At 62.6% G+C, this 16,037-nt stretch carries 18 protein-coding genes and 1 pseudogene; 7 read left to right on the top strand and 12 right to left on the bottom strand.

Annotated elements, in window-relative coordinates; genetic code table 11:
- Position 1 precedes the first annotated feature (1 nt).
- From ABE528_RS01625 to ABE528_RS01610, 4 genes are all read right to left on the bottom strand, one after another.
- Positions 2-1,642 (bottom strand): MlaD family protein, encoded by a 1,641-nt coding sequence (locus ABE528_RS01625; protein ID WP_152957609.1) that lies wholly within the window; start codon positions 1,640-1,642, stop codon positions 2-4.
- Positions 1,626-2,270, bottom strand: coding sequence for a paraquat-inducible protein A (locus ABE528_RS01620; RefSeq protein WP_152957610.1), 645 nt, complete (start codon positions 2,268-2,270; stop codon positions 1,626-1,628). The genes ABE528_RS01625 and ABE528_RS01620 overlap by 17 nt, the downstream gene beginning before the upstream one ends.
- Positions 2,267-2,863, bottom strand: a complete 597-nt coding sequence (locus tag ABE528_RS01615) for a paraquat-inducible protein A (RefSeq protein ID WP_152957611.1) — start codon at positions 2,861-2,863, stop codon at positions 2,267-2,269. The genes ABE528_RS01620 and ABE528_RS01615 overlap by 4 nt, the downstream gene beginning before the upstream one ends.
- Before the next feature lie 350 nt (positions 2,864-3,213).
- On the bottom strand, positions 3,214-3,534 hold the full coding sequence (locus ABE528_RS01610) for a hypothetical protein (protein WP_152957612.1): 321 nt from the start codon (positions 3,532-3,534) through the stop codon (positions 3,214-3,216).
- A 265-nt stretch (positions 3,535-3,799) separates the two neighbouring features.
- Between ABE528_RS01610 and ABE528_RS01605 the strand changes: the two genes are divergently transcribed.
- Positions 3,800-4,462: a TetR family transcriptional regulator gene (locus tag ABE528_RS01605; protein ID WP_346651960.1), complete on the top strand. Its 663-nt coding sequence runs from the start codon at positions 3,800-3,802 to the stop codon at positions 4,460-4,462.
- 45 nt (positions 4,463-4,507) lie between these two features.
- Positions 4,508-6,025, top strand: a complete 1,518-nt coding sequence (locus ABE528_RS01600) for an MDR family MFS transporter (protein WP_152957614.1) — start codon at positions 4,508-4,510, stop codon at positions 6,023-6,025.
- A 64-nt stretch (positions 6,026-6,089) separates the two neighbouring features.
- Here the strand turns inward: ABE528_RS01600 and ttdB are convergent, their stop codons facing one another.
- The 3 genes from ttdB to ABE528_RS01585 are packed head-to-tail and all read right to left on the bottom strand — an operon-like array spanning position 6,090 to position 8,972.
- On the bottom strand, positions 6,090-6,698 hold the full coding sequence (gene ttdB / locus ABE528_RS01595; RefSeq protein ID WP_346652107.1) for a L(+)-tartrate dehydratase subunit beta: 609 nt from the start codon (positions 6,696-6,698) through the stop codon (positions 6,090-6,092).
- Positions 6,699-6,706: 8 nt separating this feature from the next.
- Positions 6,707-7,615, bottom strand: coding sequence for a L(+)-tartrate dehydratase subunit alpha (gene ttdA, locus ABE528_RS01590; protein ID WP_346651959.1), 909 nt, complete (start codon positions 7,613-7,615; stop codon positions 6,707-6,709).
- A gap of 10 nt (positions 7,616-7,625) precedes the next feature.
- The gene (locus ABE528_RS01585; RefSeq protein ID WP_152957615.1) at positions 7,626-8,972 is read right to left on the bottom strand and encodes a dicarboxylate/amino acid:cation symporter; all 1,347 of its coding nucleotides are present in this window, start codon (positions 8,970-8,972) and stop codon (positions 7,626-7,628) included.
- 281 nt (positions 8,973-9,253) lie between these two features.
- Here ABE528_RS01585 and ABE528_RS01580 point away from each other — a divergent pair, with 281 nt between their 5' ends.
- The gene (locus tag ABE528_RS01580) at positions 9,254-9,730 is read left to right on the top strand and encodes a hypothetical protein (RefSeq protein ID WP_346651958.1); all 477 of its coding nucleotides are present in this window, start codon (positions 9,254-9,256) and stop codon (positions 9,728-9,730) included.
- Here the strand turns inward: ABE528_RS01580 and ABE528_RS01575 are convergent.
- Positions 9,720-10,061 carry a cupin domain-containing protein gene (locus ABE528_RS01575; protein ID WP_152957617.1) on the bottom strand — a complete coding sequence of 114 codons (342 nt, stop codon included), beginning with the start codon at positions 10,059-10,061 and terminating at the stop codon, positions 9,720-9,722. The two genes, ABE528_RS01580 and ABE528_RS01575, sit on opposite strands and share 11 nt — an antisense overlap.
- A 62-nt stretch (positions 10,062-10,123) precedes the next feature.
- Positions 10,124-10,948: pseudogene (locus ABE528_RS01570) on the bottom strand (amidohydrolase family protein); the annotation flags it as partial.
- Between the two features lie 146 nt (positions 10,949-11,094).
- On the opposite strand from ABE528_RS01570, the gene ABE528_RS01565 reads away from it, so the two are divergent.
- The 4 genes from ABE528_RS01565 (at position 11,095) to ABE528_RS01550 (ending at position 13,832) form a co-directional block, all read left to right on the top strand.
- A complete protein-coding gene (locus ABE528_RS01565; protein ID WP_346651957.1) occupies positions 11,095-12,048 on the top strand; it encodes a LysR family transcriptional regulator in 954 nt (317 codons plus the stop codon).
- A gap of 102 nt (positions 12,049-12,150) precedes the next feature.
- Positions 12,151-12,852, top strand: a complete 702-nt coding sequence (locus ABE528_RS01560; RefSeq protein ID WP_346651956.1) for a DUF3053 domain-containing protein — start codon at positions 12,151-12,153, stop codon at positions 12,850-12,852.
- Positions 12,853-13,333: 481 nt separating this feature from the next.
- Entirely contained in the window at positions 13,334-13,591 is a 258-nt protein-coding gene (locus ABE528_RS01555; RefSeq protein ID WP_152956599.1) for a hypothetical protein, read from the top strand.
- Positions 13,581-13,832, top strand: coding sequence for a DUF3077 domain-containing protein (locus ABE528_RS01550; RefSeq protein WP_152956600.1), 252 nt, complete (start codon positions 13,581-13,583; stop codon positions 13,830-13,832). Before ABE528_RS01555 ends, ABE528_RS01550 begins: the two co-directional genes overlap by 11 nt.
- 33 nt (positions 13,833-13,865) lie before the next feature.
- Here the strand turns inward: ABE528_RS01550 and ABE528_RS01545 are convergent, their stop codons facing one another.
- The 3 genes from ABE528_RS01545 to ABE528_RS01535 all read right to left on the bottom strand — a co-directional run bounded on the left by ABE528_RS01545 (position 13,866) and on the right by ABE528_RS01535 (position 15,906).
- Positions 13,866-14,600, bottom strand: coding sequence for a YkgJ family cysteine cluster protein (locus ABE528_RS01545; RefSeq protein ID WP_346651955.1), 735 nt, complete (start codon positions 14,598-14,600; stop codon positions 13,866-13,868).
- Positions 14,597-14,908: a hypothetical protein gene (locus tag ABE528_RS01540; protein WP_152956602.1), complete on the bottom strand. Its 312-nt coding sequence runs from the start codon at positions 14,906-14,908 to the stop codon at positions 14,597-14,599. Before ABE528_RS01540 ends, ABE528_RS01545 begins: the two co-directional genes overlap by 4 nt.
- A 98-nt stretch (positions 14,909-15,006) precedes the next feature.
- The gene (locus ABE528_RS01535) at positions 15,007-15,906 is read right to left on the bottom strand and encodes a chemotaxis protein (protein WP_152956603.1); all 900 of its coding nucleotides are present in this window, start codon (positions 15,904-15,906) and stop codon (positions 15,007-15,009) included.
- Positions 15,907-16,037: the final 131 nt, after the last annotated feature.

Here is a 16,037-nt window from a genome sequence, read left to right as displayed (position 1 = left end):
TTCAAGGTCTCAAGTCTTGCGCGCCGGCCGCCTTCGGCCGGCCTTGAATCAGCGACTCGGGGTGGCGCCCCAGGTAGTCGGTCAGGTCGCGCAGCGAACGCGACATGCGCTCCAGTTCGTCCAGCGTGTCACCCAGCCGTTCGCGCTCGGGCGAGTCGTCGGCAATGGTCGCGTTGGCCGTCTTCAAGGTCTTCTGCATGTCGTCGAGGGTGGCTTTCACCCCAGGCAGCGTCTGGCTGTTGAACGTCTTGAGGTTGGCGCGCAGGTCACGCAGGGTGCCATCGAGGTTGCTGGCAATGCTCTCCAGCGGCAACTTGCCGATGCGCTCGACAAAATGCTGCAACTGCTCCTGCAGCATCTCCAGGCTGCCGGGCATCGTAGGAATGACGATAGGGTAGGCCTCCCTGTCGAACGCAACCTTGGGGGCGTTCGGGTAGAAGTCCAGGGAGATGAACATCTGCCCGGTGATCAGGTTGCCGCTGCGTGCCTGCGCCCGCAAGCCATGCTCGACAAAGGTGCCGATCAGTTGCCGGGCGCCGTTGAGGTCACCCTCGGAGTGCTTGAACACCGCCAGCATCTTCTGATGCACCGGGCCCAGCCGCTGCGGGTAGATCACCGCATCCACCACCACAGGGAATATCTGCTTCACCGGGTCGTAATCCAGCTTGATCGCCGTGACCCGGCCAAACTCGACGCCCTTGAACTCCACCGGGGCACCCACCGACAGGCCGCGCATGGACTGGTCGAAACGCAGCTGCAGGTACTGCCCCTTACCGAAAGGCGGCGCCAGTGCGGCGTCACGGTCGGCGAACAGTTGAAAGTGCGCCTGGTCTGCGGCTGGCTGGGCATCCGGGCTGAAGTCGGGTGAACCGAATGCCAGCCCGCCGACCAGGATGGATGACAGCGACTCGGTATCGACCTTCAGACCATTGGCGCCGATCTGCATGTCGACGCCGCTGGCATTCCAGAAACGGGTATCGCCAGTGACGAAGTTATCGTACGGCGACTGTACGAATATGCCGATATCCACGCCATTGCCATCCTCCTGCAAGGCATAGGACACCACTTCACCCACAGGAATCTTGCGGTAATAGATGGAGGCGCCGATATCCAGCGAACCGAGGTCTTCGGCGCTGAGGAGAAAACGCTTGCCCTTCTCGCCATAAGTGATCGCCGGTGGCAGTTCCAGGCCCGTAAAGTTCTTTTCAGCGCCTTTCGATTCACCGGCATCGGCGCCGATGAAGCTGCCGGAGAGCAAGGTATCGACCCCGGACACCCCGCCCGCGCCAATCCGCGGGCGTACCACCCAGAAGCGCGCGCCCTGGGTGGCGAACGAGCGCGCATCATTGGACAACTGCACTTTGACGATGACGCTGTTGTGGTCCTCGGCAAGGTCCACGGTGGTCACTTCGCCAATGACCACGCTGCGGTACTTGACCTGCGTCTTGTGCGCCACCAGGCCTTCGCCGGAGCGAAAGGAAATGGAAATCACCGGCCCTTGCTGCATCCAGTTGCGCACCACCAGCGATGCCCCCACCAGGATCGCCAGGATCGGCACGATCCACACCAGTGAAACATTCCAGCGCCGGGTGCGTACCTCTGCCTGCCCGGCCCCATTTCGCGCGTCACTCGCTTGCGCCATCAGTGCGGCCTCCATCATTGCCAGGGTGATCCCAGATCAAGCGTGGGTCGAAGCTCATTGCCGAAAACATGGTCAGCACCACGACCATGCCGAAAAACAGGATGCCCGGGCGCGGCTCGATGGTGCCCAGGCCGCGCAGCTGCACCAAGGCGGCCACCAGCGCCACGACAATCACATCGAGCATCGACCAGTAACCGATCAACTCGACGCCGCGATACAGTTGCGAGCGCTGCCGGCGTGCCCAGCTCGAACGACGCTGGGCGGTGAACAGCAGCAGGCCAAGGGAAAAGAACTTGACCGCCGGCACGCCCATGCTGGCGATGAAGATGATCAGGGCGATGTCCCAGGCGCCGTGTTGCCAGAACTCCACCACGCCGCCACCAATGGTGCTGTCGCTGCCACTGCCGAGCATTTCGGTATGCATGACCGGCAGCAGGTTGGCGGGGACATAGAACACCAGCGCGGCCACCAGGAAGGCCCAGCCACGGGCGATGGCATTGGTCTTGCGTCGGTGCAACGGCGCGCCGCAGCGCTCGCAGGTGTGCACATGGCTGCCCTGCTCACAGGCGTGCCCACAGCCATGGCACAGGCACAGCCCCAGTTCGTCTGCCAGCGCAGGCGTACTCATACCTGCTCCCAGAGGTCGCGGATATCGCGCCCGGCAATGTAGATGATCAGCATGCTCAGCGCCGCCAGGGCGACCAGGCCGATGCCCGGTATCACATCGAGCAGGCCCGCCAGCTTGATCACCGCCACCAGTGCGCCCAACAGGCCGACTTCCAGCATGCTCCAGGGCCGCAGCCCCTCCAGGCAGCGCATGCACATGGCAAAGCCCGGCGCCCGCTGCCCGGCCAGGGCGAAGCTCAGCACCCAGCAAAGCAAGGCAATCTGCAGTACCGGCGCAAAAATGATGGCCAAGGCCATGACCAGGGCTATGAAGGTAATGCTGCCGCTGCTGAGGATCAGCACCGAATCCCAGAGCGTTGCAGAGTTGGTCAACCCCTGCATGCCAATGGTCATGACCGGATAGGCATTGGCGAATACCAGCAAAACCGCGCCCGTGACACTTAATGCCAGGCGCTGCTGGATCGTCAAACTTGCATGGCGGTACAGCACGCCGCCACAGCGCACGCACAATGCGCGTTGATGTTTGTGCACCGGCATACGCTGATACACCGCGTCGCAGTATTCACAGATGATCAATGCCTGGCTCTGGCTCATGGTCTTCCCCAAAGGACCGCGTCACTCCATGGCGTCACTCAAAGCCAATGCTCAATGCACTTGATACATGAAGAGTTGGCATCAGCGCCTGTCAGTAAAGTCGATAAACGGCGGGTGCGCTCGTCTTCGCGGGAAAGGAAAAGCATGTTGCGAAAGGTCGGCCCTGGCGGCAGACCCATTTGACGACAAAGCATTTTCTTGCGCAGTTCTGCAACTTGCGCAACAACGCTTTAAAAACATGAAGTTAACGCGTTACACAAGGCATTAGCGAGCAAGCCATATCCCTGCAGTCGCTTATTTGCCGGTTGCCGCTATCCATTGCGAAGAGCGGCACGCTCAATAAGTTGCGTTTACCTGCACATGCGCTTGATCGCGCGCTCCGCCGCGGCCTGGAACACGCGACGCAGCGCTTCCAGCTGGTCTTGCGTGAGCGCCTTGGCACAGGTCAGGCCCTGCAGAAAACCGATCCCCCAGCCTTTGGTTTCAGCCAGTTCCTGACGGTTCTCGGCGTCAGCGATATCCCCCAGGTGCAAGGCAGCGGGATGTTCGTAACGGTCTTCCAGTGCCAGTTTGCGCAGCTCCTCCAGAGCCACCTTGAACTCGGCAGCGGCAACATCGTCCAGGCCCAGGTGCTCGTACTGCAGCAGGCTCAGACGGTCGGTGGCGGTCATCTTCGAATCTCCGTTTCACAGTAAAAGGAGCAGGTGCAAGGAAATCACCAGCCAGCCGCGACGCATCCGGGCGCCAGCGAAGGTGGTGTTGATTAACGTGCTGTATACCACAACTAGGGCCTCTCCCCCTAGCGGCACGCGCCATCCGGGGGCAACGCAACGGCACCTTCCGTCGCCGGACCGTAGCGGCCATTAAATTTAAATTGAATTTAATTTTTAACGGGGTCACGCTGCCGACATCGCACCGATCCGAGAGCACCGCATCATGGCCACCACACCGCGCGAACCTCGCAAGGACGGCGAAGCCACCCGCACGCGCATCCTCCAGGCCGCCGGCGAACTGTTCGCCGCCGTGGGTTATGCAGAAGCCAGCAACAAAGCCGTCGCCGCCAAGGCCGAGGTTGACCTGGCCTCGATCAACTACCACTTCGGTAGCCGCAATGGCCTGTACCTGGCCGTGCTCGATGAAGCACGGCGGCGCTTTCTGGACATCAGCGACCTGCAGCGGATCGCCCTGGGCGAACAGCCGGCGCAAGAGAAATTGCGGGCACTGGTCGAACTGGTGGTGCGCAAGGCTACGCAGCGCCGCGACAATTGGCACCTGCGCGTGCTTGCTGCGGAAATTCTCGCACCCAGCCCCCATGGCCAGGCACATATGCAGGCCGAAGCGCCGCTCAGGCTGTCGCTGCTAAAGGGCTTGTTCAGCGAAATCACCGCCATCCCCCCAAGCGACCCCGCGCTGACCCGCTGCATCCTCTGTGTCACCGCCCCCTGGGCGATGCTGCTGATCGGCCCGCGCGGGTCCACCGGAACCCTGCACGAAATCCTCGGCATGCCGGCCAAAGACGTGTCTGCCCAACTGTTCGGCTTCGCCCTGGCCGGCCTGCAGGAAGCCGGCCGCCAGCACGCCCGGAACAAAGGCTGCTGACCGCACATGGACGCTCAATCGCACTCACCGGCTCAAGGCAACCGCATGCAACCTACCGCTGCTGACGCGCCCTCCTGCGCACAGGTCGAACCACGCACCCAGGCCTCCATCCCGCTGTTGCTCGGCGCCCTGATGCTGGTGATGTTCCTCGCGGCACTGGACCAGACCATCGTCTCCACCGCGCTGCCGACCATCGTCAGCGACCTTGGCGGGCTGCGCTGGCTGTCCTGGGTGGTCACCGCCTATTTGCTGGCCTCAACCGTGGTCGTGCCGCTGTATGGCAAGTTTGGCGACCTCTACGGCCGCAAGCGCGTCCTGCAGATCGCCATTGCCTTGTTCCTGCTCGGCTCGGCACTGTGCGGGCTGGCCCAGGACATGACCCAGCTGATCCTGTTCCGCACGCTGCAGGGCCTGGGCGGTGGTGGCCTGATGGTGGTGGCCATGGCGGCCATCGGCGACGTCATTCCGCCCGCCGAACGCGGCCGCTACCAAGGCCTGTTCGGCGGTGTGTTTGGCCTGGCCACCGTGGTTGGCCCGCTGATTGGCGGGTTCCTGGTCGAACACCTGTCATGGCACTGGATTTTCTTCATCAACCTGCCGCTGGGCCTGCTGGCCGTCGTGGTGATCGGCAGCGTGTTCCGCCCGCACGTGGCCCCGGTCAAGCATGTGGTCGACTACATTGGCGCGTTCTTCCTCACCATCACCCTGGGTGCGCTGGTGCTGATCACCAGCCTGGGCGGCAGCTTGCTGCCCTGGGCCTCGCTGGATGTGCTGTGCCTGGCGCTGTTCGCCGTCATCGGCCTGGTCGGTTTCGTGTTCGAACAACGCCGCGCGGTGGAACCGATCATGCCACTGCACCTGTTCCGCCACCGCACCTTCGTGCTGGCTGGGTTGATCGGGCTGATCGTCGGTGTGTCGCTGTTCGGTTCGGTGACGTTCCTGCCGCTGTACATGCAGGTGGTGAAAGACGCCTCGCCCACCAGCGCCGGCCTGCAGATGCTGCCGTTGATGGGGGGGTTGCTGGTGGTGTCGGCGATTACCGGGCGGCTGATCAGCCGCTGGGGGCGCTACCGGGTGTTCCCGATTGTCGGCACGCTGCTGCAGGTGGTCGCCCTGGGGCTGCTCAGCCGCCTGGAACTGGACACACCGATGTGGCGGATGAACCTGTACATGGGGCTGCTGGGGGCAGGCCTGGGCATGGTGATGCAGGTACTGATCCTGGCGGTGCAGAACAGTGTCGAGCGGCGGCTCATGGGTGTGGCGACGTCAGGGGCGACGCTGTTCCGGTCGATTGGCGGTTCGGTGGGGGTTTCGGTGTTCGGCGCGTTGTTTTCCCATGCCCTGCTCGATGGCCTGCCGAGTGATTTCGCAGCCAGCAGTGGCGGTGCCGCGAGCCTTTCGCCGACGGCGGTACATGCCTTGGCGGCGCCTCAGCAGCAGGCCTATCTGCAAGCGTTCTCCGGGGCCATGCATGGGGTGTTCCTGCTGGCGGCGGTGATTACCTGTGTGGCCTTTGCCTTGTCTTGGCTGTTGCGAGAGGTGCCATTGCGTACTGCCCATTGAGCCTTGCACTGCCTGTACCGCCCTCTCCACGGGTTTACCCGCGAGAGGCCAGTACAGGTGAGACTTATTTGATGAACCGCACCTGGCTGTTGATCTTCTCGATCACCGCGCCCTTGCGCTCATTGAAACGGGCCTTGTTCTGCTCGAACAGGTTATTGCCCTTGGTGTCGATGGAGATGATCAGCGGCCCGAACTCGCGCACGCGGTTCACCCACAGGGTTTCTGGCATGCCCAGGTCCTGCCATTCGGCGCGTTCGATCTCTTCGACCTGAGTGGCCGCCAGTACCGCGCAGCCGCCAGGGAACACAGCATGCACGGCCTTGTTCTCCAGGCAGCCGGTGGTGGTCTCCGGCCCCATGCCGCCCTTGCCGACGATCAGCTTCACACCGGTCTGTTCGATGAACTGCTTCTCGAACTTCTCCATGCGCATGCTGGTGGTCGGGCCGATGGAGACCATCTCGAAGCTGCCGTCTTCCTTCTTCTTGACGATGGGGCCGGCATGGAAGATCGCACCACCACGCAGGTCGACCGGCAGCTCGCGCCCCAGCTCGATGAGCCGGCGGTGCGCCACGTCACGACAGGTCACCAGCTGGCCGGTGAGGTAGACCACATCGCCGACATTGAGGCCGGCCAGGTCGTCATCGCTGATGGGGGTGCTGATGATCTTTTTCACTGGACTGTTCACAGGATCACGCCTTCATGGGAGAGGATGTCATAGGTCAGGTCGGCATTGATGCGGATCTTGCCGCGACGGTGTGCCCAGCAGCCGGTCGATACGGCAACACCAATGGTCGAAGGGTGGCGCGCCGAGGACTCGATGTTCACGCCCATCACGCTGCTGTTGCCGGTCAGCCCCTGCGGGCCGATGCCGATTTCGTTCAGGCCCTCCTCCAGCAGCTTTTCCATCATTGCCGCGCTTTCATTGGGGTGGCTGGAGTCCACTTCACGCAGGATGGCCTTTTTCGACAGGCGTGCCGCTGTCTCCACCGAGGTCGATACCCCTACCCCCACCAGCAGCGGCGGGCAGGCGTTGACGCCGCGGGAGGTGATGACATCGAAGACGAACTCGGTCACGCCCTCGTAGCCCTGCCCAGGCATCAGCACCTTGGCCGAGCCCGGCAAGGTGCAGCCGCCACCGGCCATGTACACGTCGACGATGGCGTAGTCGGCATCGGGGATGATTTCCCAGTCCAGCCACGGGATCTTCGAGCCGGTATTGGTGCCGGTGTTCTTCTCGATGAAGGTTTCCACCGCGTTGTGGCGCAACGGCCCATGGACGGTGGCTTCCTGGGTGGCGTTTTCGAGGATGCCTTCCATCTCACCCAGCAGCGGGAAGCGCGCGCCGGCCGAGATGAAATACTGGATCACCCCGGTGTCCTGGCAGCTGGGGCGGTTCAGCTTGTCGGCATAGTCCTGGTTGTCGGCCATCGAGTCGTAGACGGCGATGGCCAGCGGGTTGGTTTCCGCCGCACGCAGCTTGGCTGTCTTTGCTTTTACATCCTTGGGCAGGCGCTTGCCGATATAGGCGGTGAACTTGGCCAAGGTGTCGGTCAGCGATGACACGGCATTTTCTTTTTCTACGCTATCCACGGTTATCTCCTCAGTGCATCACAAGGCTTTTTTTATCGGTTGGGGTGGCCGCTTCTGCGGCGGGGGTGGCGCTGGTTGGCGGTTCGGGCTGCGCCACGGCCTGGCCGTCGAGCACCTGGTTCATCCGTGCGCTGTCCAGGGCGCCGACCCACTTGGCGATGGCCATGGTGCCCACGGCATTGCCGATGGTGTTGGTGATGGCGCGGGCTTCGGACATGAAGCGGTCGACACCGAGCAGCAGGACCATGCCGGCCACCGGAATGTTGTCCATGGTCGCCAGGGTCGCGGCCAGGGTGATGAAGCCCGAGCCGGTCACCCCCGCCGAGCCCTTGGAAGTGAGCAGCAGCACGCCGAGCACGATCAACTGGTCCATCAGCGTCAGCGGGGTGTTGGTGGCCTGGGCGATAAAGATCGCCGCCATGGTGTAGTAGATGCACTGGCCATCGGGGTTGAAGGTCAGGCCCGACGGGATCACCAGGCCGACCACCGGCTTGGACACGCCAACCTTCTCCAGCTTGTTCATCAGCTGTGGCACCACCGACTCCGAGGAGCTGGTGCCCAGTACGGTGAACAGCTCTTCGCGCAGGTACTTGAGGAACTTCCACAGGCTGAAACCCGACATCCGCGCAATGCTGCCCAGCACCAGCACCACGAACAGGAAGCAGGTCAGGTACATGGTCGCCATCAGCTTGCCCAGCGACACGATCGAACCCAGGCCGTACTTGCCGACGGTGAAAGCCATCGCACCACAGGCCGCCAACGGCGCAACCCGCATCACCATGCCAACGATGTAGAACATGCCGTGGGAAAACGCTTCCAGCACATCCACCACCGGCTTGCCGCGCGCGCCGAGGTTGGCCAGGGCGATACCGAGCAGGGTCGAGAACAACAGGATCGGCAGGATCTCGTTCTTGGCGAAGGCATCCGTGACGCTGGCCGGGATCAGATGCAACAGGAAATCGGTGAAACCACCGGAACCACTGGCTGCCGCGGCGGTGTAAGTGGAAATGGCCTGGGTATCGAGGGTGGCCGGGTCGACATCCATGCCCTGCCCTGGCTGCACCAGGTTGACCACGATCAGGCCGAGCACCAGGGCGAAGGTCGACAGCACCTCGAAATAGATCAGCGCCCGGGCACCGACCCGGCCCAGCTCCTTCATGTTTTCCATCTTGGCGATGCCCAGCACCACCGTGGCGAAGATGATCGGGGCGAAGACCATCTTGATCAGCTTGATGAAAGCGTCACCGAGCGGCTTCATGTCGGTACCGACCTGCGGCCAGAACACCCCCAGCACAATGCCCAGGGCCACGCCTATCAACACTTGTACGTACAGCTTGCCTATCAGTCGCTTGGCCATTGCCGTCTCCGAATTATTGTTGTGAGTCGGATGAATGTGGCGGCTGGGCCAGCTGATGCGTACAGGCAGAACGCGCTTGGGCCCAGATTGCGTGTGGTTATCACGTGGGCTAAAGGTAAGGGCTTTTCCTGGCGGCAGTAATACAATCAAATTCACGTTATTGTTTACTGCAAGTTAACAATAATGCCCTCTGCCACAGACCTGGACGGCAGGCGCCCACCGCCAGGTACCGCAGCCCAGCTATTCTGTGAGATGCAATTCCCATCCGCTGGAGGTGTGCGATGCGTGCGTTCACGTGGAGTTACCTGCTGATGCTGCTGTGCGCAGCGTCTGCAGCCCAGGCCCAGTCGGTGGTGCCGCTCAAGGGCCAGAGCAGCCAGCAGATGCAGCTGGACATCAATGACTGCAACACCGTGGCGACCAACGCTGCCAACAGCGCCAGCAGCAGTTCTTCTGGCAGCCATGTCGGCGGCAGGGTCAAGGGCGCGGCGGCCGGTGCCGCAGCCGGTGCGGTTGGCGCCCAGGTGCGGGGCAATCAGCATGAAGAGGTGTATGACCGGGCCGGCGACAATGCCAAAGAGCAATACCGGCAGAACCGTGCGGGCCAAGGGGCCGCCGCCGGTGCGGCGGTAGGTGCCTCGCGGCAACGCCAGGAGCGCCGCGAAGACCGGCGCAACCAGGGCGAAGCGCAAAGCTCGGCGCATGCCAGTGCCTACAGCGGGTGCCTGCAGGGGCGTGGCTACCAGGTCAACCCTTGACGATGTCGACCGAGATTTCCACCGCCGTCACCGTGCCGCGATTTTCCAGCCAGTGCGTGGTGTTGTGGTCTTCAGGCCAGCCGACACCCGGGCCGTAGTCGGTGGCCTGGCCATTGCGGTGGTCGGTGATGGTGCCTTGCAGGATGAACACCGTGCCGGGCCGGTCCTTGTGATCATGGACTGGCCCGAACACGCCGCCCGGGGCGATGGTCACTTTGCGCATGCGCAACTGGCGGCCTGCCATGCCCTCGATTTCCGGCCCCAGATCGACCGCTGCCAGTAACTCCACCGTCACGCCACGGGTTTCGGGTGCTGCTTGTTCGTTGTTCATGGGGGTGTGCTCAGCGGGCTGTCTTCTATCAGTGAAGCGCGCTTTGCTGGTGTTTGCCTGGCGGCAAAACCAAACAGGCGCTGCGGGGTATCCCACATGACCTTGCGCCGCAGGCGGGCGTCCGGCATCAGGCGTTCGGCCAGCTTCAGCAGCGGGCCGTAGTCGACCCGTGCCTGCTGGCGGATAAACGGCCAGTCCGAGCCCCACACGCAGGCATCCGGGCCGAACGCATCGAGCAGCACCCGGACGTAGGCGTGGCTTTGCTCATACAAGCCATCGGCATCGGCGAACTTCTGCATGCCAGACAGCTTCACGCAGGCCCGCCCACTGCGGGCCAGCTGCAACAGCGACTGGAAGCCGGCCTGCTGGAGGCCGGCGGCGGCATCCGGGCGACCGCAGTGGTCGATCAACAGGCGCGCCGAGCTGTGTTCAAGCAACCACTGCAGCTCCAGCAGTTGGTCTTCGCAGACCTGCACCTGGGCGAACATGCCCAGTTCGGCGAGCTTGCCGAACAGCGGCGCGGCATCGCGCATGCTCGGCACGCCGTACAGCGCCGGGTTGAAGGCCACACCGACCACGCCCTGCTCGCGCAGCGCGGCCAGCGCATCAAGGCTGATCTGCCGCTCGACCACCGCAATCCCCTTGAAGCGCCCCTGGCCCGTCGCCAGTGCGTGCAGCAGCAGGCCATTGTCGGTGTGGTAGCCACTGTTCGGCCCCACCAGCAAGGCATGGCGCACGCCATAGGCGTCCATCACCTGGTTGAACTGGGCCAGGGTGGCGACCTCCTGGCCGGAGGGCGCGTAAGGGGCGTTTGGGTGGTAAGCGAAGCGTGCGGGGTCAAACAAATGGTTATGGCAGTCGATCTTGGGTTCGTCGTAGATGTTCAAGCGCGGTTCCTTCAAGCGCCACTGCGCTTGCCTGCAGATCTTGTTATTGTTCGCCGCCTGGGCGACTTGCCTGGGCTCACGATACTGCGGGCGATTGCACAACGCTCATACACAGATGGCGAAGACCATAACCGAAGGTAATAGGCATGATCCCCGCTCAGGAAAACCCGGACGGCACGACGATGGTGTTCAAGCTGCGGCACATGGAAGTGTTCCGCGCGGTGATGCTGACCGGCTCGATCAGCGCGGCAGCGAAGATGCTCTACGTGTCCCAGCCGGCGGTGAGCAAACTGATCGGCTATATCGAGGGGCGCCTGACCTACCGACTGTTCGAGCGCATCAACAACCGCCTGGTGCCCACGGCTGAGGCGCAGGTGCTGTACCGCGAGGTCGAGCGGGTGTACCAGGCGGCCTTGCAGGTGAACGTGTGCGCCCATTCCCTGGCTACCGGTACCCATCGCACGCTGCGCATCTCGTGCAGTGCCTCGCTATCGACCGTGGTCATCCCTGCCGCGCTGGCCCAACTCAAACGCGAAGCACCGTCATTGCAGATCGAGTGGCAGACTTCGCTGATGCACGCCATGCCCAACCAGATTCTGTCGAAGACCGTCGACTTGTCGGTCGCCGCGTTGCCGGTGATCCACGACCACCTGCACTCCCAGGCCTTCATGCGCGGGCGCATGGTGGTGGTGATGCCGGCCGACCATGCCCTGGCGCAAGCGCCGTCCTTGACGCTGAAGCAACTGCAGGGCCATGCGCTGCTGCTGTTCCGCCCGGACATGCCGTTCGGCCAGCTGTTGGCCGGCCACATCGAGCGGCGCGGCCTGCAGCTGGATTCCCTGCTGTCGTTTACCAATGCCAACGAAGCTGTGGCGCTGGTCAAGCAGGGTATGGGCATCAGCGTGATCGACGAGTTTGTCGCGCAGGACAGCGGCTTGCATGTGGTGTCCTTGGTCGACGAGATCCATTTCGATATCAGCTTCGTCCACTCGCGCTTTGAGCCGCTCTCGCAGTCGGCGCTGCATTTGATGCGTGTGCTGCATGGCCAGGCGCTGAAGCTGGGGCGGGGGATCGAGGGGTTTACGCTGCCCCTGGCATGAGCCCTGCCGGCGATTGGATCCACAGCTGAAAAAGCGCTACCCTTGCCCGCCGCGCCAACCATTGCGCTGGCGCGCCTCAACCCTTTATGGAGATTCATCGACATGAACGTCTCATTCCGTCCCCAGTGGCTGCTTGCCCTCGCCCTACCCCTGGCCCTCGCCGCCTGTGGCGACAATGAACCCAAGCAGCGCGCTGCCTTCAGCGAATTCCTGCAGACCCGTATCGTCGACAAGCCCGGCGTTCACGTGCCCAAGCTGAGTGCCGATGAATCCAAGGCGTTTGGCCCCTACAACGACCATTACGCCGTGATCACCAACTTCAACGGCGCCATGGATAGCGCGGTGAAACCCTTGGGCAGCCTGCTGCAGAAAGGCGCGGTGCGCTCGCTGAACGATATCACCAGCCGCCGTGACGACATCAAGGCGGTACAGACCGGCTTGAAAGACATGGGCCTCCAGCTGCAGGACCAGAAGGCCAAGGCCGACAGCGCCCATGCCCAGCTCAAGCAGCCGGATGACCTCAAGGTGGTCTACGACAAGGCCTACGACCGCACCGTCAGCGTCCCGGCCGATACTTTCCTGCAAGTGCTGCCGCAGATCAACGGCACCCTCGACAGCAGCCTGAAAGTGGCCGACTACGTAGATGCACACAAGGCGCAGATCGAGATCAACGGGCCGATCGTCAAGGTCAACGACCCCAAGGTACAGGCTGAGCTGAATGCCTTGCTGCAAGACCTGACGACCCAGGCGAAGACTGTGCAGCAGGCTCAGGCGCAGCTGCAGACCGTAATGCTCGGCCGCTGATTGATGGTTTCACGCAGTAAATGTGGGAGCCGCGCTTGCCAGCGATGGGCCGCGAAACGGCCCCACGATTTCAAGGTTGTTGCATAAATTGCCGGGGCCCCTTAGCGGCCCAACGCCGGCAAGCGCGGCTCCCACAGGAGAGCGGAGCGCGGCAAGCAGCTGTAGGAAAATTCCCAAACTGAAACCAAATGCTTCAAGAGCCTGGGGTGACGAATTATCCTACGCGCTCTGTCGGATGGCGTCTGATAGTCGGGGAACTGCTTCAGCGATAACTTCACGGTTCGCCAAAAACGGCGAGCGGCCGTGAGAAAGCTGCAGTAACTTTCCTAATCAAGCCAACTGCTATGGCAGCCGTGCGCGTGAGACTTCGGTCTAGCCGCGGTGATTGGGACGCGGTTTTCTCACCTCGCGTACGGCTGCCACCCTATCTGTGAGAAAGAGAAGGTGGTCGCTATTCAGCGTTTCCAATCGAGTTCCAATCATGAAAAAGATAGTTCCCGATCCACCACCCTCTTTCCCCCTCCCTTACATCAAAATAATCGCCGACCTAACCTTCGAAGACGCCAAACCCCACGCTGCCGCCCTGATGGACAGCCTCTCCAGCACCATCCAGGTCTTGCTCGAAACCGAGGTCGAAGACCACCGCAAGGTCCTGCTGGAAAACATGAGCATCCTCACTGAACTGCTCCGTGTTCTGTTCGCCCATTTGGCCATGCAGGAGGTTACCCATGAGCAATGAACTGAAGTCACGCAGCACAGCCGGCAAAGAAACCTTCCTCGACCTTTACGCCATCCAGCCGGGTATCCCGCTCGATCACGCGTTTGATGAGCTGTCAGTCTTGCTCGGTTGTATCCGCCATTTGAGCGAAGAGGCAGAGATGGAAGGCAACCTGATCGCAGGTAGTGCGGCGCGGATTCTCAGTGCCATGGCCAAGGCACTGATCAATGATATGGAAATGGGTCTGAATCGCAGCGCCTGATCGATTGTGGGGCCGCTTTGCGGCCCTGCTTAGCTAAAAACCGATGAAGGCATAGTAGACCGGCGCTTCAGCAGTGGTCCGCAACCCCCGAGCCTGCAAGTCATTCACCAGCTCAGGCTGCTCTACGTGCAGCGTCCACTCGACCCCTGTCTCTGACAAAGCCTGTGCCAGCGCCCCAGCAAAGGCCGCCATCTCTGGCAAATAAGCAGTAAACCCATTGCCCTTGAGCGCACTGGTGGTCATCCCCAGTGCCTCGCAAATGGCTACCTTCGCCGCAATATCATCCCGATCCGCCTGCCGCGAAGCCTGCACCAGCGCCAGCAGCGCCGGGTCCACCGGCAGCGAACCATGAATCAGCTCGGGCCCTTGCTCCCAGGCCTCGGGCGGGCAGTCCTTGTTCTCTGGCCGCAGCGGAATATGCGGGTTGATCTCCACCGGGTAGATGCGACAGACCAGCGGTCGGCTTTCATAGATGGTGCACAGGTCGTTGTCATCGAGGTTGCGGCAGCGCCCCGGGTTGAACGCGGCAAAGGTCACCGAAACGCGCACTTCGCTGCCGCCGCAAGGCACCGGATGCGAGCGACGCAGCACATGCTCGCGCTGGTCCGCCGGCATGCCCGGCCCATCGGTGACGAAGCCCTCGATCAAGACGATCACCTGGCCACCGGTAGCAGCCCACTGGCGGGCTTCGTCCAGAGTCAATGGCACATGGTGGCCGGTGCAGCACTTGCCACAGCCGGTACAGGCAAAACGCAGGCTGTCGTTCACTTGGCGTCCGGGTTCCATTCGCTGATGTAGGCCTGCTGCTGCCGGCGGTCGTACAGGCACAGCTCGGTGCCGTTGCGTTGCTGCATGTGCTTCTGTGGATAAACCCCTTCGATCAGCAGGGCGCTGAAGCCGACCTGGTCATCGAATTCCGCCGGTTTGCCACGGGCGTGGGCATCCTTGAACTGGCTGGCCTGCAGGCAGGCCTTGAGCATCTGCTGGCGCTGCTCGTTCCAGGCCTGGCTGCTGGAGGCCTGGGCGACACCGCTGAACAGGGCGCAGGCAATCAGGAGAGAGCTGAAATACTTCATACGCGGTTCCGGCAATTGATCCGAGGGGCGCGAATTATGCCCGAGTCATCCCTGGCGGTAAGCCAGGGAGTTTGTCGCTGAATATAACAACACGCGCTTCAGCGCTCGGCAAACACCACGGTCCGCGCCGCGGTCACCAGGCAGTCGGTCAGGTCGGGCGAGGAGAACTTGGTGAGGATGGCATTGGCCCCGGCCAGCTTGGCCTTCTCGCTGCTCATGGCACTGTCCAGCGAGGTGTGCAGCAGTATGTAGAGATGCTGAAAGTCCGGGGTCTCGCGCAGGGTGCGGGTGAAGGCGTAGCCGTCCATCTCGGACATTTCGATGTCCGAGACGATGATGTTGATCTCTTGCGCGGTGCCCTGCAGCTCCAGCAACACGTTCATCGCATCCTTGGCACTGCGCGCCGTGTGGCATTCGATACCAAGGTTGCGCAGGGTGTGCACCGACTGCTGCAGCGCCACCTGACTGTCGTCGACCACCAGGATGTTGGCGGCGGCCAGCAGGCTGGCGTCTTCTTCGCTCAGCTCTCCCGACTGTGGCTCCGGCTCGGGCGGGGCGATGCCATGGATGACCTTTTCGATGTCCAGCACTTGCACCAGGGTGTTGTCGACCCGGGTCACGCCGGTGATGAACGAGCGGTTACCCGAGCCAAACGGCGGCGGCTTGATGTCGGTGCTCAGGCAATGGACGATGCGGCTCACCGCCTGCACATGCAAGCCCTGGCGCGAGCGGCTGATCTCGGTGACGATCAGGCAGCCACCGTCCGGGTCGGCCAGCGGGCGCTCGCCGATGGCCCGGGACAGGTCGATCACCGACAACGAGTTGCCGCGCAGGGTCGCCACGCCTTTCACGTGGGGGTGCGACTCGGGCAGCTTGGTCAGTGGCGGGCAGGGGATGATCTCGCTGACCTTGAGCAGGTTGATTGCCATCAGCTTGCCGCTGCGCAGGGTGAACAGCAGCAGCGACAGCGCGTCCGCGCGGGCATTTTGCGTGGCCATGGTGACCTTCGTGGGAAACGGGGGATGCCAGGTTATCGGCCTGACTGCGCTGCTCTTTAGTCGGTGTGCGCTGTATTTGTGGGAGCCGCGCTTGCCGGCGATGGGCCGCGAAGCGGCCCCAGGATTTCAGG

It is taken from the genome of Pseudomonas sp. TWI628 (assembly GCF_039673865.1).
In the GTDB taxonomy this organism is placed as follows: Bacteria; Pseudomonadota; Gammaproteobacteria; order Pseudomonadales; family Pseudomonadaceae; genus Aquipseudomonas.
Note: the sequence above shows the minus strand (reverse complement) of the source record. Positions and strands in the feature narration are given on the sequence as shown.